Origin of the sequence: Collinsella sp. AF14-35 (genome assembly GCF_003464565.1) — a bacterium.
Classification (GTDB): domain Bacteria; phylum Actinomycetota; class Coriobacteriia; order Coriobacteriales; family Coriobacteriaceae; genus Collinsella.
Genome location: NZ_QRZD01000007.1, coordinates 61,573 through 81,895 on the forward strand (window position 1 = coordinate 61,573; position 20,323 = coordinate 81,895).

Consider the following 20,323-nt stretch of genomic DNA (forward strand, 5'->3'; position numbering starts at 1 on the left):
ATCTACACCGTCCTGATGCGCGGGTTGATGAGCAGGTAGAGCATGTCAACCACGATGTTGATGATGATGAAGGCAAGAGCAACGACGATAACGACGCCCTGAACCAGGTTCGCCTCGTTGCCCTGAACGCCCTGCAGAATCGCGGTGCCCATGCCGGGGAGGTTGAAGATAACCTCGATGACGACGGCGCCGCCCATGAGGTAACCGATCTTAAGACCGAGGGTGGTGACCGGGGTGATCAGCGCATTGCGAAGAACGTTGATACCGACGACGACCTTCTCGGGAACGCCGGCACCGCGAGCCATACGGACATAGTCCTTGTCGAGCTCCTCGACCATGGCGGTACGCACGATACGAGTCATCTGGCCCGTCAGGGGAAATGCCAAGGCGATGGCGGGCATAATCATGCGGCCCAGATAACCAGCCGGATTCGTGGTGAAGTGAGGCAGAGCACCCGATGCCGGGAGCACCTTAAGGTAGGAAGAGAACAGCAGGATCAACAGAACGGCAAGCCAGAACGACGGGGTTGCCAAGCCGGCGATGGAAAAGACGCGGATCACTTGGTCCGGCCATTTGTCGCGATACAGTGCCGCGATGACGCCGAGCAAAAACGAAACGACCGCACCGATGGCAAGGCCGATGAAGGTCAGCTGCATCGTGACGGGCAGGGCCGTGGAGATGCGCTTGGCAACGGAGTTGCGAGCAGCACCATAGGTGCCCATGTCGCCATGAATCAAATCGCCCATATAGCGCACGTAGCGCACGGGCCAGGGGTCGTCCAGACCATACTTCTCATGGTACTCGGCAACCGCCTCGGGCGAGGCACCGTCACCCAACGCCGTGTAGGCGGGGTCGGTCTTGGAGAACGACATAAGGAAGAACACCAGGACGGTGACGCCCAATGCCATGATCGGCAGCGCCACAAGACGCCTTCCAATCAAACGTAGCAAGTTGTTCACGTTCTCTCCCCTTTCTTTTGTCGGTAGGACCAACTGGTATATGAGTACGGATACTCATTACAAGACCCGAGCGACATCGTTGCCGCCCGGGTCTTTGTTTCAACTATGAGGATACGGTCCCAACGACCGACATCCTGCATAAAGACTCAAGCGAGTCTTACGCCTTGACGGTCGCGACGCCCCTGAAGGACATGCTCGTCGTGCCGATGCCCTTGAAGCCATCGAGGGCCTCGCCGTTGGGCGCAGTGGACGGATCGTCCCAGGAAGCGGAGACGGTCTTGACGTGGACAACGGGGTACAGAACGGCATTATCGGCAATGATGTCGAAGCACTCGTTCCACTTCTTCTGTTGCTCGTCGCCCTCGGCGGCAAGAGCCTCGTCCATGAGACCGTGGAGCTTCTGCCACTCAGCGGACTCCTTCCACGGGCAACGGGTCTGCATCCAGACGTTGTCGCCGTACCACCAGTTGAGCAGCAGGTCGGGGTCGGCGCCGAAGCAGGAAGGATCGCCAGGGGCAAGGAGGATATCGTAGGCCTCGCCGCCGTCGATGGCAGCGTAGGTGGCCGGCGAGGTATCGGTCTGGATGGTCACATCGAAGCCGAGAGCGTCGAGGTCGTTCTTGACCTGGGCGGCCATGCCCTTAATCTGCTCGTTGTCGGTGGTGCGCAGGGTGATGGCACCCGGGGTGATGCCAGACTCCTCGATGAGCTTCTTAGCCTTCTTGGCGTCGGTCTTGTACACCGTGGAAGCCTCATGATAGTTGGTGAAGCTCTTGGGCAGGTAGCAGCTGGCAGCGGTGGCAAGGCCGGCGAAGGTGTTGCTGACCATCTTCTCGGTGTCGAGCGCATACATGACAGCCTGACGGACCTTGACGTTGTTCCAAGGCTCCTTGGCGACGTTGAACATGATGAAGCGGGTGCCGAAACCCTGAACGTTATCGATCTTGCAGCCGGCGCTCTCGAGCTGGTCGACGGCGTCAGCGGTAACGAGCTCCATAACGAGCGTGGAGCCCTCCTGCTGAGCGGTAACGCGAGCGGTGGGGTCGGTCAGGATGCTGTACTGGATCTTCTTATCCTCGGCAGCATACTCACCGTTGTACTCGGGGTTGGGAACCAGGGTGATCTCGGTATCGGAGATAGAGTCGTACATCCAGGGGCCGGAGCCGATCGGCTGCTTGGCGCGATCCTCCTCGGTCTGGGTGGCCGGGGTAACGCGGACGATGGCCAGACGATCCTTGAGCAGGGAGAAATTGGGGACCTTGGTCTTGACCGTCACGGTGCTGGCGTCCTTGGCCTCGATGGACTCGAAGGGCTGGAAGAACGGAGCATAGGTAGCGGAAGCGGCGCAAGCGGTGTAGGAGGCAACGACATCGTCAGCGGTGACCTCGGTGCCATCGGAGAACTTGGCACCCTTGCGGATGGTGACCTCGAAAGTGGTGTCGTCCACAGACTTGGGATCGTCGGTGGCGAGCTCGTTGAAGGTGCTGTAGTCGTGGTAATCGATGCCGTAGAGGCCCTCGACGACGTGCCAGTTAGCACCCAGGCCCACAGCGGAGCCGGTGCTGGCGGGATCGAAGCTGGACGGAGCGTAAGCGGAACCAGCGGTGATCACGCCGCCACCACGGTTGGCGGAATCGGTGGAACCGGAAGCGGAACCCTCGTCGCTGGAGCTGCCACCGCAGCCGGTGAGACCAAGCCCCGCGACAGCAGCGACGCTGCCGGTGAGGCCGAGGAACGAACGCCTGGACATACCCTTGTTGATGATGGCCATGTCTTCTCCTATCAATAGAGAATCTTACCCGGGAGCACCTAGACGTGCCCCCGCGCAACTTGCGGACGATATATACCTTACCTACCGACGAGCCCAACTGAGGTGCCGCGCTCGGCGACCGATACATACATACGCTTGAACGGTATTTACTACCGTTCACCGAATTCATTGACAAACGATTCGCCAGACAGTATGTATAGACGAGGTGAGATATCAGTCTTCGTCAACCCGCAGGATAGCAGGGTTGTTCACCATGGCTAGTCAAACGTTTTAGCGTTAATAAAACCCGAAATCGGCTGGTAATCGCCGTGAAATTAATGATTGAAAATCACGCAATCATGTATATCAGTTGTTTAGAGGCGTGTTTAGTTTTCGGATTGCTTTGCCGCCGCTTCGGCGCGCTCGGCATTCCATGCAACGAGCGCCTCGTGAACCGCTTTGGCGACATCGGCAGGAATGCCTCGAACTTCCGCGATCTCTTGCTCGCTCGCCGCGCGCAAACGCTTCATCGAGCCAAAATGGCGCATAAGGGCACGTTTTCTGGTGGGTCCCACGCCTGGAACGTCATCGAGTACCGAAACCGTCATGGCTTTATCGCGCAATTCGCGATGGAACGTGATGGCAAAACGGTGCGATTCATCGCGCACCTGTTTAATTAGATAGAGCGACGCGGACCCGGTCGGCAGCACGACTGGAGTCTCGTCCCAAGGCACGAAAACCTCCTCATCGGCCTTTGCCAAACCACAAACTGGTATATCGAGCCCAAGAGCCTCAAGTTGCTTGATCGCAGCGGTCAATTGCGGCTTACCGCCATCGACAACGAGCAAATCGGGGCGCGAGCCAAAGCGCTCGTCGGCCATGCGCTCGGGAGCATAGCGTCGTCCCAAAACCTCGGACATCGACACGAAGTCGTTTGCCTCGTCCAATTCGGCCTGAATTTTAAAGCGACGATACTGGCCCTTGTCGGCACGGCCGTTGGTAAATACCACCATAGAAGCGACGGTAAAAGTGCCGTGCAACGTCGAGATATCGAAGCACTCGATGCGCAACGGCGGCGCAGGCAGCGCCAGTGCACTTTCGAGCTCCAGGAGCGCTTGATTGGTGCGATCGTCAGCATACCCCGTGCGCATCATGTAGCGCATGAGGGCATGGCGCGCATTTTTGGAAGCCATATCGAGCAGGCGGTGCTTTTCGCCGCGCTGCGGCCTATGGAGATGGCAAGAGCGCTCGCGCTTGCCCGCAAGCCACTCCCCCAACGCTTCGGCATCTTCAAGCTCGACAGAGAGATTGATCTCGGCTGGAATATCAGCCGTCTCGTCGTAATAGCGCTTAAGAAAGCCCGATTGAAGCTCTTTCTCGTCGACGTCCAGGCCTTTATCGAGGATGAACTCACAAGTTCGAACCGTTCGGCCCTCGCGAACGACAAAGACACAGGCGGCAGAGATAGTCTCTTCGCGATAGAAGCCGATGACGTCGATATCGACGCTTGATGGAAAAACGACCTGTTGGCGATCGTCCAGGCCCCTAATGACTTCCAGGCGACGCTTGACGCGCGCCGCACGCTCAAAATCGAGCGCCTCGGCTGCCTCCGTCATCTCGGACGTAAGCTCGTCGACGACATCCTTGCGATGGCCCGACAAGAAACGTTCGACACGCTTGACGTTCTTGGCATAGTCGGCAGGGGAAATCGCACCGACGCATGCGCCCGGCCCGCGCCCGACATGGTAGTCAAAGCAGGGACGCCCGTTTTGCGCGCAAATCATATTGACGATGTCTTGTTCGCCCTTATGAGATTCGACGATGCGGCGGCAGCGGCGCCATTCCGCACAGGAAGCCGAGCAAATAGGAATAACCTTGCGTAGCGTATCGATGGTCTCACGCGCCGCACGGCTATCGGTATAGGGGCCAAAATAGCGCGTTCCCGGTTTATGACGCTCTCGCGTGTATTTAATAGCCGGAAACAAGTCGCTCTTGGTAATGGCGATAAAGGGATAGCTTTTATCGTCTTTGAGATCGACATTAAAGTACGGATGGTACTGGCCAATCAGATTGCGCTCGAGCACCAATGCCTCGTGTTCGGTCTCCACCACGATATAGTCGAAGCTCGCCACGAGCTGCATCATGAGCGGAATCTTTTGACGCTCGTCCTGCAGCGTCACGTATTGACGCATACGGGCACGCAAGTTTTTTGCCTTACCCACATAGATGACATCGCCCTTGGCATCTTTCCAAAGGTAGCAGCCGGGCTGCGTGGGAACGCGCGAAACCTGCTCGGCAAGTGTTGGAATGTTGTCGTGACCTGCCACGCGTACCTACTCGCGACGAAGCAGCGCCGAGACCTCGGGCATCTTAAAGACGAAGGCAAGACCAAAAGTTACAGCAAGCGAGACGACGCCTGCAACACAAACGTAGCCCAGGGTAATTAGGATCGAGCTGCCAAGCACTCCGACAAAGTGCTCGAGTGCCCACATGACGCCGGCGCCTGCGGCAGCACCCAGGCCACCAAGAAAAAGGCCAAAGAACCCGCCATGCAGGATAGATTTGACCTGAAGGCCACGCAGGCGACGACGCAGCCACCACAGCGAACAACCGACCAAGATCATGTAGTCAACGACATACGAAAGCGCGATTGCCGGCATACCGAAGCCCAGCACAACGCCAAACAGCAGCACCGAGCCGGCCTGGCCGATGGCGGAATACAGGCAATAGCGGCTATAGGGCTTCATGTCGAGCAAGGCAGAGAAGCTCTTCTGCATCAACACGACCACGCCGTAGAGCGGCAGCGAGAACGCCAGGTAGACAAGGAACTCGGACACCAGCGCCACGCCGGACTCATCAAACTTACCGGCACAGTAAATCATATTGAGCGGACGCGCGAAGACAATCAGGTACAGCGCGAACGGAACCAGGAAGAACAGCATCTGGGCGACGCCACGCGAAATGCCCGTGCGAACGCTGTCGTAATCCTTCTCCTGTGCGTCGTGAGAGAGCTCGGTATAGAGCGCCGTCGAAAGCGAGGCGGCAATCAGCGCGTAGGGCAGCGTGTACCACAGGCGCGCATAGGCTATGACGGAAGGACCAGTCTCGGGCTGGACCACCAGCGCGGCAGCGTTGGTGATAGAAGTCGAGACAAACATGCACACCGTGGCGAGCAGCGTCGGGATACCGAGCGCAATCGTCTGGCGCAGTGCGGGGTCCTTAAAGTCGATATGGATATGGGGATGCACGCCGTGCTTGCCAAGCGCGGGGATCTGACATGCCATCTGAACAAAGACACCGAGGGTCGTACCGGCCGCAATCAAGATGATGCCGGCACGTTCGCCAAACTGTGCGGACACGGGCGCAAAACCCATAAAGCTCGCAATGACGATCACATTGTTGAGGACCGGGGCAAACGTCGACCAGAAGTAGTCGCGGTGTGCGTTGAGAACGCCCGAGAACACCGAGCCCAAACCATAAAACAGAATCTGGATGGCAAAGAAACGGAACATGAACGCAGCGGTATCCATGCTGCCGCCGTCACCCGAAAGAAACGATTGCGTCCAGATAAAGCCCGGGGCGAACACGGTTCCCAGCAACGAAATGCCACCCAGCACCAAAAGCAGAATGCCGAGCAGGTTGCCCACGTACTCGTTCGAGGCCTCGCGACCCTGCTCACGCCTCACGCCCATGTACACGGGCAAAAACGCCGTCACGAGCATGCCGCCCATCACGAGTTCGTAGAGCATATTGGGCAGGTTGTTGGCGACCTGATAGGAGGACGAGAGTAGCGACATGCCGATAGCGGCCGCCATTGCCCACGTGCGGATAAAACCGGTGACGCGAGACACGATGGTCAGGATGGTCATAAGCCCGGCGGAACGACCAACCGTGGAGTAGTCCGACGAGCCCATGTCGTCAGTGTCATCTCGCGACAAAGAAGCTTCAGATGAGGGTGTCTGAGGCGCAGATTCTTTTGCAAAATGAGCTCCGCACTTCAATTCTTCCTGCGGCATCGCTCAGTCCTCTCTCGTAATCGCGGCAACCGTCGCCCCGCAAAATGCAATTAAATCATCGGGTGCAAGCTCGAGCTGATAACCACGCTTGCCTCCCGAAATAAAAATGGTATCCCAAAGGACACATGTCTCATCAATGAGCGTCCGGTAGCGTTTTTTCATACCGACCGGACTGCAGCCGCCGCGAACGTAGCCAGTCGCCGCAAGCAAATCCTTCACATGCATCATGGCCAAGGACTTCTCCCCCGCGGCACGCGCGGCGGACTTTAGATCGAGCTCGTCGGCAACAGGGATGCAGCACACAACATGGTCGTTGGACGGCGTCACGCAGACCAAGGTCTTAAATCCTTGACCGGGCTCCTCGCCAAGCTGCTCCGAAATCGCGACCCCCAGGCCCGCCGACTCATCACCATCGTCTTCGTACGTATGTAGAACATAGGAAATGTCGGCGCTTTCCAGCTCGCGCATCGCATTGGTTTTTGGCGTCTTTACAGCCTTTGCCATGACATATCCTTTCCCTCGCATTCGGACGCAAGGATTAAGTATATGTCCAATTCGGCTGCATACGTCACTTCGACACAGCAAGCGCCATCGAATCACAAGGAGTCGATGGCGCCCATAAACTGAATCGCCTATTTATTGAGCATCAAGTTGAGCCTGACGCTCCCGGTCACGCCTGAGCAACGGCGCCAAAAACTTGCCCGTATAACTCTGCGGACAGTCTGCAACCTGCTCCGGTGTGCCCGAAACCACGACGGTTCCGCCGCCGTTACCGCCCTCGGGGCCCATATCGATCAGGCGGTCGGCAACCTTGATGACATCAAGGTTGTGTTCAATCACCAGCACCGTGTTGCCCGCATCGACCAAGCGCTGCAGCACATCGAGCAGTTGGCGGACGTCCTCAAAATGAAGGCCGGTCGTCGGCTCGTCCAAAATATAGAACGTCTTGCCCGTCTGGCGTCGATGAAGCTCCTTGGCGAGCTTCACACGCTGCGCCTCGCCGCCCGAGAGCGTCGTGGCGGGCTGGCCCAGGCTCACGTAGCCCAAGCCTACATCGTACAGTGTCTGGAGCTTGCGCTTAATCTGCGGGATATTCCCAAAGAAGGCCAGCGCCTCGGTGACGCTCATGTCGAGCACGTCAGAGATGGTCTTACCACGGTAGGTGACCTCAAGCGTCTCGCGGTTATAGCGTTTGCCGCCGCAGACCTCACAGGGGACATAGATATCGGGAAGGAAGTGCATCTCGATCTTAATTTGTCCGTCGCCCTTGCATGCTTCGCAGCGACCGCCGCTCACGTTAAAGGAGAAACGTCCCGGCGAGTAGCCGCGCGCCTTCGACTCCGGCGTACTCGCAAACAACGCGCGAAGATCATCCCACAGGCCAATGTACGTAGCAGGGTTGGAACGCGGCGTGCGGCCAATCGGCGACTGGTCGATATCGATAACCTTATCGATGCACTCGATGCCCTCGATTTTCTTATACGGACCCACAGGGCGCGTCGAACGGTGAATGGCATTCGTAAGGGCAGGCGCAATGGTGTCGGTAACCAGGGAGCTCTTGCCCGATCCCGACACGCCGGTAACAACCGTAAGCGTACCAAACTCGATCTTGGCGGTAACGTTTTTGAGGTTGTTGGCGCGGGCGCCCGTGATCTTAAGGCAGCCGCGACCGGGCTTGCGGCGTTCATCGGGAACCCGAATCATTCGCTTGCCGGTCAGGTAGGCACCCGTCATCGAATCGGGGCACGCCATGATATCGGCAGGCGTTCCCGCGGCGACCACGTGTCCGCCGTTCACGCCCGCGCCGGGGCCCATGTCGATCACATAGTCGGCAGCACGAATCGTATCCTCATCATGCTCGACGACGATGACGGTATTGCCGATATCGCGTAGGCGCTCAAGCGTCTTGATCAGGCGCTCGTTATCGCGCTGATGGAGGCCGATCGACGGCTCGTCCAAAATGTACAGCACACCCATGAGGCCGGCGCCGATCTGCGTTGCCAGGCGAATGCGCTGGGCCTCGCCTCCGGAAAGCGTCGCCGAGGCACGGTCGAGGGTCAGATAGTCGAGTCCGACATCGACCAGAAAGCGCAGGCGCTCCAGGATTTCCTTAACGATGCGCCCGCCGATAAATTGTTGGCGCTCGGTAAGCTCCAAGCCCTCAAAAAACTCGAGCGACTCGCGGCACGATAGGCAGCAGACCTCGTAAATGGACTTACCGCCTACGGTAACGGCGAGCATCTCGGGGCGCAGACGAGCACCATGGCAACTCGAGCACGGCTCCTCGCGGATGTACTTCTCCAAGCGCGCCTTGGTGTTCTCATTCGTCGTCTCGGTATAGCGCTCGTACAGGATATTGCGCACGCCCGAGAACTTGGTGTCCCACTGGCTGCGGCGCCCATCGAGCTTTTGATAGTCGACCGAAATCTTCTGGTCGCCCATGCCGTCTAAAAACGCGCGACGCACCCGCGGAGGCAGATCCTCCCACGGCGTATCGACGCTCACCTTAAAGTGTTTGCAGACCGCAGCGAAAATCTGCGGATAGTAGTTAGAGTTGCCAAACAGGCTGCCAAAGACCCCGTCGGCGATCGACTTCGAGGGGTCTTCGATTAGGGCCTCGGCGTCGACCGTCTTCTTAAAGCCCAGGCCATCGCACTCGGGGCACGCGCCATAGGGCGCGTTGAACGAGAAGTCACGCGGCTGCAAGTCATCGATGGAGTGTCCATGCTCCGGGCACGCTAACGCCAGCGAATACTCCAGCAACTCGCCTTCGGTCCCCTCGGGAGCGTCGCGGTCGGGCAGCAAGTATACGTTCACATTGCCGTGCGCCAGCGCAGTCGCCTGCTCAACAGACTCGGCGATACGGCCCAGAGAGTTCTCACGGATCACGATGCGATCGACCACGACCTCGATATCGTGCTTGAACTTCTTGTCCAGATCGATCGGATCGTCGAGCGAGCGCACTTCACCGTCGACACGCACGCGGCTAAAGCCCTCGGCGCGAAGGTCCTCAAACAGTTTGGTGTACTCGCCTTTTCGCCCGCGCACCACCGGTGCCAGCACAAACGCGCGGCGGCCCTCCCCCGCCGCCAAGACCTTGTCGGCAACCTGGTCGGTCGTCTGACGCTCAATGACGCGCCCGCATTCGGGACAGTGCGGGGTGCCCACACGGGCGAACAGCAAACGCAGATAGTCATAAATCTCGGTTACGGTGCCCACCGTCGAGCGCGGGTTCTTGGATGTCGTCTTTTGATCGATTGAGACAGCCGGCGAAAGGCCGTCAATCGAATCCAGGTCGGGCTTGTCCATCTGGCCCAAGAACTGGCGCGCATAACTCGAAAGGCTCTCGACGTATCGACGCTGGCCCTCGGCATAGATAGTGTCAAATGCCAGCGAACTCTTGCCCGAGCCAGAAAGACCGGTAATGACCACGAGTTGGTCACGCGGAATGGAAACATCGATATCACGGAGGTTGTGCTCACGAGCGCCGCGAATAACGATAGAAGAATCAGACATGGAAGCTCCTTGCCTCCTATTGCATCGAATCATACTGCCGATGAGTTTAGCGCACTCGACGCGCACAGATGTTCGTAATACAAGATTCGCAGACCTTTAGCTTTGCGTATCGGGCGCTTTGTTTCTCGAAATGCCGTGGAAAGGTTACAGTAATCTAATACTGAACTTAATTTGCTGTACCAGAGGAACGTCCATGACCGAAGATATCCCCCTTGAAATCACTTCGAGCGACATGGCCAATCTACCCATATTCATCGCCGTCCTTATCGTGGCCGCCGTCGTCGTGCGCGTGTATTTTTCAATCAAACGCAACGAAAAGCCACCCATCGCCCGCGTCTTTTGGTACGCGACGCTCCTCATCCCGCTCGGCGTGGTAGCTGCATGGGTTACGAATCAATTGCTCGTAAATGAGGGCAGCTCCCTATGGGTCCTTTCTTATTCGGCGCTCGGTGCTGCCGCCGTCATGCTTCTTGTCGAGCCCTTGATTTCGGGACTTATCGACCAAACCGACCTTGCGACGGGAACGGTTGCCTGTATTTGCCGTGACATCCTTGTCATCGCCGCTGTTTCAGCGCTCTCGTTCGTTTCACTCGAAATTGCCTGCAACGAAACGTTCTATCGCATTCCCGCCAACTCATTCGGGTTTTCCGTCGGGCTGCTCGCGACGGTTCTGCTCTCCCTTTATTTGCTGGGACAGCGTCATGGAGGCGTCATGGCTCTCGTGCCCGTCGTCTGCTGCATCCTTGGCATTGCCGAGCACTTCGTCATAACGTTTAAAGGCGAAGCCATCCTGCCAAGCGATATCTTGGCCCTTGGCACCGCAATGGAAGTGAGCGAGGGATACGAGTTTACCTTTACCGCCGGAATCGTAACCTCTCTCGCCCTGCTGGAGATTTCCTTGGGGCTTCTTTCGCTCATCCGACCGCGAAAGCTCCGTGCGCCCACCCATGTCTTCCCCGCTATCGCCGCTAACCTCTGTGCTTTTCTGCTAGTGACCGTTGTGGGGCTCTCAGGCTTTTCCAACATCGACTTGGAGCAGGCGCTGGATTTTGGATTTGACCGTTGGCAGCCCATCACCACGTATGCGTCTCAGGGTTTTATCACTTCGTTCACCGAAATGGTCAACGAGTTGCCCATTGAGAAGCCCGAAGACTATACGCCCGATGAGGCGCAGAGCATCGAGCAGGAGCTCGCCGCCGTCTACGACAGCACATATGGCTCGAGCGAACAGCGCGCGGCGGCCGTTGCCCAGTTCAATGAAATCAAGCCGACGATTGTTGCCGTCATGAACGAGAGTTTTAGCGACCTTTCGTGCTTTGAGCAGCTCCAGGCGGCCGGGTACACCGGCCCCGCATTCTACAACTCGCTTCCCGACACACTTGTTCGCGGCACCATGCTCGCTTCGGTCGCCGGTGGCGGAACGGCGAACTCCGAATTCGAATTTTTGACCGGAGCGACAACGGCCTTTGTCGGATTAGGCAAAATTCCCTATCAACTGTATCAGATGAATGGCGTCAACAGCCTGGCAAAGGACCTTAAAGAGCTTGGGTATACCGCTACCGCTATGCACCCGCAAAACCCCGTCAACTACCATCGAGATAAAATCTATCAGCAGCTGGGCTTTGGAGACTTTCTTTCAATCGGCGATTTCGAAGGTGCGCCCTATTACCATGCCGGCGTATGCGACTACGCCACCTACGACAAGATACTCGACCTGCTTAGAACCGACGAAGCGCCGCAGTTCATCTTTGACGTCACGATGCAAAATCACGGCGGCTACGACTATGGCACCGTTCCCGCCGAAGAGCTGACAAACTATTGGGTCGAGGGAGCCAGCGAAGGCGCCAACAGCGCGCTCAACACCTATCTCACCTGCATCAACGCATCCGACCGGGACCTCGAGTACTTTATCAACGAGCTCCGCAACATCGGCAGACCGGTTGTTCTTGTCTTTTTTGGCGACCATCAGCCGAGCGCCGCAACGACTCTCAACGACGAGCTGTACCCTCAGGAAGATACGGCAAGCCACGCTTTCCGTATCTATCAGTCGACATATCTCGTCTGGGCTAACTATGAGATCGCCGGCAATACCGAGCTCAACGTCTACGACACCGTCGGGGCAAACGAGATTGCAGCCATTACCCTTAATAAGATCGGAGCCCCGCTCACCAATTACCAAAAGGCCCTGCTTGCGACAAGGTCAGATGTGCCCACCATCAATGTCGCCGGCTATCTCGGTGCCGACGGGCTGCGCTACGACTTGGAATCGAAAGACAGCCCCTACGCCTCGACGATCGACAAGCTGCAGCGCATGCAATACCTCGAGTTCGCCAGCAAAGTTCAGTAAGCCCGCCCATTCGCTTGGGCCCATCGTATTGCAAGCACGCTCGGCCCAAACGCATCGCAAATGACTCCCGCTCGCAAACGAGGGTACAATGACGCTCGTGTCACATCGCGGGGCCCCGGCCCCAGCATATACAAAGGAGTCATACATGGGTTGCGAACACGCACAGGCCGCCGGCGGACAAACGTCGCCGTCGCAATTTGAGGAGAACACGCTGTCCGAGGTCAAGCGCGTCATCGCCGTGCTTTCCGGCAAGGGCGGTGTCGGCAAGTCATTTGTCACCGGTGCCATCGCCACCGAGCTTGCCCGTCACGGCCACAAGGTCGGCGTCCTCGATGCCGACATCACCGGTCCCTCTATCCCCAAGATGTTCGGTATGAGTGGACGCCACGTCCATGCCCTTGGCAACCTTATGCTGCCCGAAATCTCCGAGCACGGCGTCAAGGTCATGAGCTCCAACCTGCTGCTCCAAAACGAGACCGACCCCGTCCTTTGGCGCGGTCCGGTCATCGCAGGCGCCATTAGGCAGTTCTGGAGCGAGACCTCGTGGGGCCCCATCGACTACCTACTGGTCGACATGCCTCCGGGAACAGGCGACGTTGCGCTCACCGTCTTCCAGTCGCTGCCGGTCGACGGCATCGTCATCGTCACGAGCCCGCAGGATCTGGTCTCGATGATCGTCGCCAAGGCGGTCAACATGGCCGAGAAGATGAACGTCCCCATTCTGGGCATTGTCGAGAACATGAGCTATACTGAGTGCCCCGACTGCGGCAAGAAGATCGAGGTCTTTGGCAAGAGCAAGCTCCCCGAGGTCGCAGAGCGCTATAACCTCGACATCTTGGGCCAGCTTCCCATTAATCCGGCACTCGCCGAGGCCTGCGATAAGGGCGAGGTCGAGACTGCGCTGCCCGATGGCATGTTGCCCAAGGCAGTCTCTGCCGTCGAGGCTATTACCCCGCACGAGACCGACGAGGCCTAAGTGAACGCGAGCGCCCTCTATGACGTCTTGGTAATCGGCGGCGGGGCTTCAGGCCTCGCCGCCGCCATTACGGCCGCACGCGCTGGCAAAAGCGTCTGCATCGTTGAGCGCGATGTCGCCTGCGGCCTCAAGCTCCTTGCGACCGGTAACGGCCGTTGCAACCTCTCCAACGAATCGATTGATCCTCAGCGGTATAACCACCCCGCATTCGTCGAATCCGTCATGGGCCCCCAGCCCGAACAAGAGCTTATGGGTTTCTTCTCCTCGCTGGGCATCATGACAACCTCCGAGGAAGGCCGGCTGTACCCGCGCTCCCTTCGCGCCGAATCGGTGCGCGACGCGCTTCTCAGCGTTTGCGACCGCCTAGGTATCACCTTAATCTGCGGAGCCAACGTTGCCTCGGCGCACAAAGCTTCCGAAGGCTGGGCACTCCAAATAGACCGTCCGGCGCGGGCACTCAAGGCAAAAAAGCACGACGACCGAAAATCGGAGCTCCGCTCGCTTCGGAAAGCGCTCGCCGATGTCCCTCGCAAGAACGAGGCCCTGCAGGCACATGCCGTAATTATCGCCACGGGCGGCAACCCCACCGGTATCGCCGATACGTTTCGCCTCCCCCTCACTTCGCTGCGCCCCATCCTCTGCCCCGTATCGGCAACGGTCTTTGGCGATCGGGCGGCGCTCAAGACGTTGGATGGCCTGCGCGTCCGCGCCCGCTTGACGCTCGCCCGCAATCATAATGAGCTCTGGCACGAAGACGGTGAAGTGCTGTTTCGAACCTTCGGTATCTCGGGCGTCGCTGTCTTCAACCTCTCTCGTCGTATCCAGCACGGCGATACGATCCTGCTCGACGTTTTCCCCGACCTCTCCAAAGACGAGTTGCTCAATATGCTCAACCGGCGCGTTGAGCTGCTCGGCGGCTTTTCGCCCCGCGATCCCCGTTGGCTCGACGGCATGCTCGCCCCGCAACTCTCCCGCGTCGTCTGCACAGCGTTCGAGCAGTGCCATCCAGGCTCCAACGATGTCATCCACCTGGTCTCGATCCTCAAGCACTTTAAGTTGCTCGTCAAGGGAACAGCCGAGGAGCGCTCAGCGCAGGTCACGCGTGGTGGCGTATCTGTCGAGAGCATCTCAACACCCAGCCTACGCGCGCGCAGCGTTGTCGACGCCCCGCTTTACGTCTGCGGTGAAGCGCTCGACATCGACGCCGATTGCGGAGGCTTTAACCTTGCGTGGGCCTGGATCTCGGGCATTCGCGCTGCAAGCAGCCTGTAGCCGCGCAGTCTATAATCAAAAACGCATTCGGGCCGTCTGGGATACCGGACGGCCTCTTTCTTGCCTCTAAGGAGACCTCGATGATCGAAATCACCCAAGTCAACGCGTCGCTCGATGAAGCCAACGATGAAAATGCCTGTCTCATTGTTGGCAAGCGAGTCGCCAAGCGCGTCCTACGTTGCAAGGACTCCGAGATCAAGTCCATCGAGCTCCACCGCAAGTCAATCGACGCTCGCAAAAAACGAGACGTCCATTTTATCCTGAGCTTTCGTGTTGAGCTGACTAGTCCCCACCTCGAGCGAGAAGCGGTCGACAGCGTTGCCGAGCGTGACCGCTCGCGCGTACGCGCGATAGAAGACGATGAGCCTTCATTCCCCTCCCCCGCCTCCGACGCACCTCAAGAACGCCCTGTCGTTGTCGGTGCCGGATGCGCCGGCCTTTTCGCTGCGCTTACGCTCGCCGAAGCAGGTCTTAAGCCCTTGCTCATCGAGCGCGGCGACCCGGCATTTCGCCGCTCGCAGGCGATCGACCTCTTTCTAAAGGAGCGCATCCTCGACCCCGAGAGCAATATCCAGTTTGGCCTGGGCGGCGCGGGAACCTTCTCGGACGGCAAACTCAATACGGGAACCAAAAATCCCGCCCATCGCCTTATCCTCGAAACCTTCGTCGAAGCGGGCGCGCCCCGCGATATTCTATGGGATGCCAAGCCGCACATTGGCTCCGACATCCTTCCCACGGTTGTCACCGCTATATCCCAGCGCATCGAGCAGCTCGGAGGTGTCGTCCGTTATCGAACGAAGCTCGTCGACATTCGCATCGACGCGTCTGGCGCCATCACCGGTATTGATGTCCAATCGTCCCAAGACGCCGCTTGCGAGCCAATCGAGACAAATCACCTCATCCTCGCCTGCGGGCATTCTGCTCGCGATATTTTTGAGCTCCTTAAGGGCCACAACGTGGCCCTCGCACAAAAGACCTTTGCCATGGGCGTTCGCATCGAGCATCCGCAGCGCGACATCGACCGAGTCCAATACGGAGCCTCGGCGGGACATCCTGCCCTCGGAGCAGCCCCTTACAAGCTCGTCGCCCATCTTCCCAACGGCCGCAGCGTGTTCTCGTTTTGCATGTGCCCCGGCGGGCAGGTTGTCGCCGCCTCTTCCGAGCAGGGCCACCTGTGCGTCAACGGCGCCAGTCTCAATGCCCGCGGCGGACGCAACGCAAATGCCGCCCTGCTCGTTAACGTCACACCCGAGGACCTTCCCAACGATGACCCACTCGCCGGCATCGAGCTCCAGCGTGCCTGCGAGGCGGCCGCCTATCGCCTGGGCGGTTCCAACTGGAACGCACCGGCACAGCTCGTCGGAGATTTCCTCGCAGGACGTGCCAGCAAGGCGCCCGGAAAGGTAAAGCCCACCTATCCGCTCGGTGTGACCTGGACGGCAATTGACGAAGCCCTGCCGCAGCATATCGTCGAGTCGCTCCGCCTGGGACTTCCCCTACTCGGAAAAAAGCTACGCGGCTACGACCGCCCCGACGCCGTTCTTACCGGCGTGGAGACTCGTTCGAGCTCACCGGTCACTGTCACCCGAGACCGAACGTGCCATGCCGTGTCGACCCCGGGCCTCTATCCTTGTGGTGAGGGAGCTGGATATGCCGGCGGCATCATGAGCGCGGCAACCGACGGCATCCGTTGTGCCGAAGCCCTGATCGCAGACCTCTAACGCACGAATTCCAGCGCGCAAAAGACACAGGCCCCAAGCTCCACAGGGAACTCGGGGCCTGTTCACTATTTCTTAAACCGTGCACCCTGGCGTTTTCTGCCCGATGCGAACGTGGAACCCTTGCGGGCCTGCGAACGTAAGCGCTCGATCGTCTCGTCCTCAGACGCACCCTCGAGCATCGCTCGAATCTGAACGACGGCATCGCGCAGGCGCGCCGCCTCCTCAAAGTCCATGGCAGCAGAAGCGTTACGCATATCCTCTTCCATGGTTTCGACGATCCGCACAAGCTCGTCATGCGGCAGTTCTTCCAACTGCTCCGCAAGTGTCTGCTCGGGCGCCACCGTTTCCGGCACGCCACCCTCGCCCGACTCATCGGGCGTATAGAATGCGCCATGTCCAAGAGAGTCGCCCTTCGAGCGCCCCTTGGAACCCACGGTTTTTTCGGCCTCGGCAATAAAACTTGAGATGTCGTTGATGGCCTTGCGCACCGTCTTGGGCACAATGCCATGCTCTTCGTTATATGCCATCTGAATCTCGCGACGGCGCTGCGTCTCCTCGATGGCCTCTTTCATCGAATCGGTCACAACGTCCGCATACATGATGACTTCGCCATCGGCGTTACGGGCCGCGCGGCCAATCGTCTGAATCAGCGAACGGCGGTTGCGCAAGAAGCCTTCCTTATCGGCATCGAGAATTGCCACCAGTGAGACCTCGGGAAGGTCTAGGCCCTCGCGAAGCAGGTTGATGCCAACGAGAACATCGATCTTGCCCTCGCGCAGCGTTCGCAGGATCTCGACACGGTCCATCGTCGCTGTATCGGAGTGCATGTAATTGACCTTAATGCCGGCATCAAGCAGATGGTCGGTCAGGTCCTCGGCCATGCGCTTGGTGAGCGTGGTCACCAGCACGCGCTCCTTGCGGGCAACGCGCTCGCGAATCTCGTCCTCAAGATCGTCAATCTGCCCACGAACCGGACGCACATCGATCTTGGGGTCGAGCAGACCGGTTGGACGAATAATCTGCTCAACGTCGTTTTGGCTCACCCGCAGCTCGTAGTCGCCCGGTGTGGCCGAAACATAGATAAACTGGGGTATCCTTGCCTCAAACTCATCGAAACGAAGCGGGCGGTTATCGAGTGCCGAAGGAAGGCGAAAACCATGCTCCACCAGCGTCACCTTACGCGAGCGGTCACCTTCGTGCATGCCGCGAATCTGCGGCACCGTCACATGGCTCTCATCGATGATGCAGAGCATATCCTTGGGAAAGTAATCGATTAGGGTAAACGGCGGCTCACCCGGCTTGCGACCGTCCAGATGACGCGAGTAGTTCTCGATGCCGTTGCAAAAACCCATCGTCTCGAGCATCTCAAGATCATAATCGGTGCGCTGCTGCAGACGCTGCGCCTCGAGCAACTTATCAGTCGCCTTGAGCTCCGCCACGCGCTTCTCGCACTCTTCGCTGATCGATTTCAGAGCCGCCTTGACCTTCGGCTTCTCGGTCACGTAGTGCGATGCCGGCCATACGGGGATGGCCTCGTACTCACGAAGCATCTCACCGGTAACCTCATCGATCTCGGCAATCAGCTCGACCTCGTCGCCAAAGAACTCAAACCGCAACGGATGCTCGGCATAAGGCGGATACACGTCGACAACATCGCCGCGCACGCGGAACGTGCCGCGCGCCAGGTCATAGTCATTGCGATCATATTGAATGTCGATAAGTGCATGGATAAAGTCATCGCGCTCGAGCGGCACCTTCTTGTCGACGTTTGGAGCCAGACCCGCATAGTCCTCAGGAGAGCCAATGCCATAGATACACGAGACCGATGCGACAACGATCACATCGCGTCGAGAGAGCAGTGACGCGGTCGCCTGATGGCGCAGCATCTCGACCTCTTCGTTAATCGAGGAGTCTTTCTCGATATATGTATCGCTTTGCGGCACATACGCCTCGGGCTGATAGTAGTCGTAGTACGAGACAAAGTAGACCACAGCGTTGTTGGGAAAGAACTCTTTGAGCTCGCTCGCAAGCTGAGCGGCGAGCGTTTTATTGGGAGCCATGACCAGCGTCGGCTTCCCCAGGGCCTCAATAGTCTTAGCCATCGTGAAGGTCTTGCCCGAACCAGTCACGCCCAGCAAAACCTGATAGCGATCTCCGTCCCTCACACCCTGCACAAGCGACTCAATGGCCTTAGGCTGGGAACCAGCGGGCTCGTATGGAGACACGACCTCAAACGGCACCTCAGAGCCCTCAACGCCAAAACGTTTGAGCTCTCCTCCAACACGCTCAACTTCAAATTCCGCCATGGATACTCCTAACTCATATATCTGCAGTATACGCAGGCGGCAGGCATAGTCCTATACGAACCGATCGGGATAGAGGGTCTTGTAGCGAACCCAGGCATTATTGACACGAATCAGATACGCCTGCGTCTCGGGAAAGGTGATTGCATTATGAAGCGACGTGCTCTGCTGCGCCCATCCGTCGACATTGCCCATGCCGGCGTTATAGGCGGCAATGGCGCTGTCAGTCGACCCGTTAAAATACGTTAGAAGATACGAAAGATACGCACAGCCAAACTCGATGTTCGTAGCGGGATCGTTAAGGTTGTCGGCGGAATACTCGCTACCATCGACAAGACCCTTGGCAATCATATCCTGGGCAGTCTCGGGCATCAGCTGCATCAATCCCCGAGCGCCTTGATTCGACTCAGCCTCGGGATCCCAATTCGATTCCGACTTTATGACAGCACACACCAGATATGGATCAAGATTGTGCGAAATGCTCGATTGCTTTACATACGCCTCGTAGTCAATTGGATACAAAGGCTTAAAGAAGGCGGCAGGAGCATACGAGTAGACGAGCGAAATAAAGCCGAAGACGAGCACAACGGCAAGTGGCGCAACGCGATACCACGTAAAGAAACGTGTCTTAGGCATCGGCCTCCTCCTTATCCGTTACATCCCCGAAGCCATGGAGGAGAAGCCATGCGTCCAGTTGTTCAAAGAGCGAATTATCGCCTCCCGCATTATCGATTACCGTCGTAGCGAGATTGCAAAGCGAAGCCTCATCAGGTTGGCATGCAGAGCGAGCATCAAAATCAGAGGACTCCATACCACGATGAATGGCACGCTCGCGACGAACTGCCAAAGGAGCACTGATAACCAGAATTTCATCAGCCAGGCCAAAAGCATCCTCAAAACCAGTCGGGGCAGAAACCTCGACAACCGCAAAGGGATAACGGGGGGACGAAACCGTACAACAAACCGGATCGAGAATCCTAAGCGAAAGCTGTTCAATGAGAACGGGGTGCACAAGGTCATTGAGCCGTGCGACCGAATCAGGAGAAGCGAAAGCTCGAGAAGCGAGGATGTTACGGCGAACGCCGCCCTCCTCGTCCAAAATATCCCAGCCAAATTCTTCCGCGAGGGCATTGACGATATCGGAGCCTGGCACATACAGCGATTTGGCAAGCTCGTCCAGATCGATAAGCATGGCGCCATGAGATTCGAGATAGCGGCAGGCAGTCGACTTACCCGAAGCAATATTGCCCAAGACAAAAACGGTAAACATCAAGTCCTCCCTAACGCCAATGGGAGTTATTATCGCGCAAATACAAAAGGAGGACTCATAATACAGCCAAACAGTAAGACAAGCCAAACGAAGGCGAGTGCTTGTATTACGGCTCTCCATCAAACGCAAAAAAGGGGAGGCCGCGAGGCCTCCCCCTTCTGCAGTTCAAGCGTACGGCTCGGTGCCGTCCACC

Annotated in this window: 13 protein-coding genes; 4 read left to right on the forward strand and 9 right to left on the reverse strand. The window is 58.0% G+C overall.

The window, feature by feature from the left end; genetic code table 11:
• Positions 1 to 2: 2 nt before the first annotated feature.
• The 6 genes from DWW12_RS03930 to uvrA all read right to left on the reverse strand — a co-directional run bounded on the left by DWW12_RS03930 (position 3) and on the right by uvrA (position 10,241).
• Positions 3 to 959: an ABC transporter permease gene (locus DWW12_RS03930; RefSeq protein ID WP_055251823.1), complete on the reverse strand. Its 957-nt coding sequence runs from the start codon at positions 957 to 959 to the stop codon at positions 3 to 5.
• Positions 960 to 1,116: 157 nt separating this feature from the next.
• Positions 1,117 to 2,730, reverse strand: coding sequence for an ABC transporter substrate-binding protein (locus tag DWW12_RS03935; RefSeq protein ID WP_035138897.1), 1,614 nt, complete (start codon positions 2,728 to 2,730; stop codon positions 1,117 to 1,119).
• A gap of 365 nt (positions 2,731 to 3,095) precedes the next feature.
• A complete protein-coding gene (uvrC, locus tag DWW12_RS03940) occupies positions 3,096 to 5,036 on the reverse strand; it encodes an excinuclease ABC subunit UvrC (RefSeq protein WP_117855076.1) in 1,941 nt (646 codons plus the stop codon).
• 6 nt (positions 5,037 to 5,042) lie between these two features.
• Positions 5,043 to 6,647 (reverse strand): murein biosynthesis integral membrane protein MurJ, encoded by a 1,605-nt coding sequence (gene murJ / locus DWW12_RS03945; RefSeq protein ID WP_231500775.1) that lies wholly within the window; start codon positions 6,645 to 6,647, stop codon positions 5,043 to 5,045.
• An 81-nt stretch (positions 6,648 to 6,728) separates the two neighbouring features.
• Positions 6,729 to 7,229 (reverse strand): Cys-tRNA(Pro) deacylase, encoded by a 501-nt coding sequence (gene ybaK / locus DWW12_RS03950; protein ID WP_117855078.1) that lies wholly within the window; start codon positions 7,227 to 7,229, stop codon positions 6,729 to 6,731.
• A gap of 132 nt (positions 7,230 to 7,361) precedes the next feature.
• Positions 7,362 to 10,241, reverse strand: a complete 2,880-nt coding sequence (uvrA, locus tag DWW12_RS03955; protein ID WP_099431427.1) for an excinuclease ABC subunit UvrA — start codon at positions 10,239 to 10,241, stop codon at positions 7,362 to 7,364.
• Between the two features lie 193 nt (positions 10,242 to 10,434).
• Here uvrA and DWW12_RS03960 point away from each other — a divergent pair, with 193 nt between their 5' ends.
• The 4 genes from DWW12_RS03960 to DWW12_RS03975 all read left to right on the forward strand — a co-directional run bounded on the left by DWW12_RS03960 (position 10,435) and on the right by DWW12_RS03975 (position 16,557).
• Positions 10,435 to 12,588 (forward strand): LTA synthase family protein, encoded by a 2,154-nt coding sequence (locus DWW12_RS03960; protein ID WP_158564374.1) that lies wholly within the window; start codon positions 10,435 to 10,437, stop codon positions 12,586 to 12,588.
• Between the two features lie 145 nt (positions 12,589 to 12,733).
• The gene (locus DWW12_RS03965; protein WP_117855082.1) at positions 12,734 to 13,564 is read left to right on the forward strand and encodes an Mrp/NBP35 family ATP-binding protein; all 831 of its coding nucleotides are present in this window, start codon (positions 12,734 to 12,736) and stop codon (positions 13,562 to 13,564) included.
• Entirely contained in the window at positions 13,565 to 14,836 is a 1,272-nt protein-coding gene (locus DWW12_RS03970) for an NAD(P)/FAD-dependent oxidoreductase (protein WP_117855083.1), read from the forward strand.
• A gap of 80 nt (positions 14,837 to 14,916) precedes the next feature.
• Positions 14,917 to 16,557 (forward strand): NAD(P)/FAD-dependent oxidoreductase, encoded by a 1,641-nt coding sequence (locus DWW12_RS03975; RefSeq protein WP_117855085.1) that lies wholly within the window; start codon positions 14,917 to 14,919, stop codon positions 16,555 to 16,557.
• Positions 16,558 to 16,622: 65 nt separating this feature from the next.
• Here DWW12_RS03975 and uvrB read toward each other — a convergent pair whose 3' ends face one another.
• Genes uvrB through coaE form a run of 3 tightly spaced genes read right to left on the reverse strand, consistent with a single transcriptional unit; the run spans position 16,623 to position 20,130 of the window.
• Positions 16,623 to 18,863: an excinuclease ABC subunit UvrB gene (uvrB, locus tag DWW12_RS03980; protein WP_089573604.1), complete on the reverse strand. Its 2,241-nt coding sequence runs from the start codon at positions 18,861 to 18,863 to the stop codon at positions 16,623 to 16,625.
• A 51-nt stretch (positions 18,864 to 18,914) separates the two neighbouring features.
• The gene (locus tag DWW12_RS03985; protein ID WP_089573603.1) at positions 18,915 to 19,496 is read right to left on the reverse strand and encodes a lytic transglycosylase domain-containing protein; all 582 of its coding nucleotides are present in this window, start codon (positions 19,494 to 19,496) and stop codon (positions 18,915 to 18,917) included.
• Positions 19,489 to 20,130: a dephospho-CoA kinase gene (gene coaE, locus DWW12_RS03990; protein ID WP_117855087.1), complete on the reverse strand. Its 642-nt coding sequence runs from the start codon at positions 20,128 to 20,130 to the stop codon at positions 19,489 to 19,491. The genes DWW12_RS03985 and coaE overlap by 8 nt, the downstream gene beginning before the upstream one ends.
• Positions 20,131 to 20,323 lie beyond the last annotated feature (193 nt).

Coding starts and splice junctions, on each gene's coding strand:
- coaE (WP_117855087.1), bottom strand. CDS start 20,130: ATGTTTACCGTTTTTGTCTTGGGCAATATTGCTTCGGGTAAGTCGACT.
- DWW12_RS03960 (WP_158564374.1), top strand. CDS start 10,435: ATGACCGAAGATATCCCCCTTGAAATCACTTCGAGCGACATGGCCAAT.
- DWW12_RS03935 (WP_035138897.1), bottom strand. CDS start 2,730: ATGGCCATCATCAACAAGGGTATGTCCAGGCGTTCGTTCCTCGGCCTC.
- DWW12_RS03985 (WP_089573603.1), bottom strand. CDS start 19,496: ATGCCTAAGACACGTTTCTTTACGTGGTATCGCGTTGCGCCACTTGCC.
- DWW12_RS03965 (WP_117855082.1), top strand. CDS start 12,734: ATGGGTTGCGAACACGCACAGGCCGCCGGCGGACAAACGTCGCCGTCG.
- uvrA (WP_099431427.1), bottom strand. CDS start 10,241: ATGTCTGATTCTTCTATCGTTATTCGCGGCGCTCGTGAGCACAACCTC.
- uvrB (WP_089573604.1), bottom strand. CDS start 18,863: ATGGCGGAATTTGAAGTTGAGCGTGTTGGAGGAGAGCTCAAACGTTTT.
- ybaK (WP_117855078.1), bottom strand. CDS start 7,229: ATGGCAAAGGCTGTAAAGACGCCAAAAACCAATGCGATGCGCGAGCTG.
- DWW12_RS03975 (WP_117855085.1), top strand. CDS start 14,917: ATGATCGAAATCACCCAAGTCAACGCGTCGCTCGATGAAGCCAACGAT.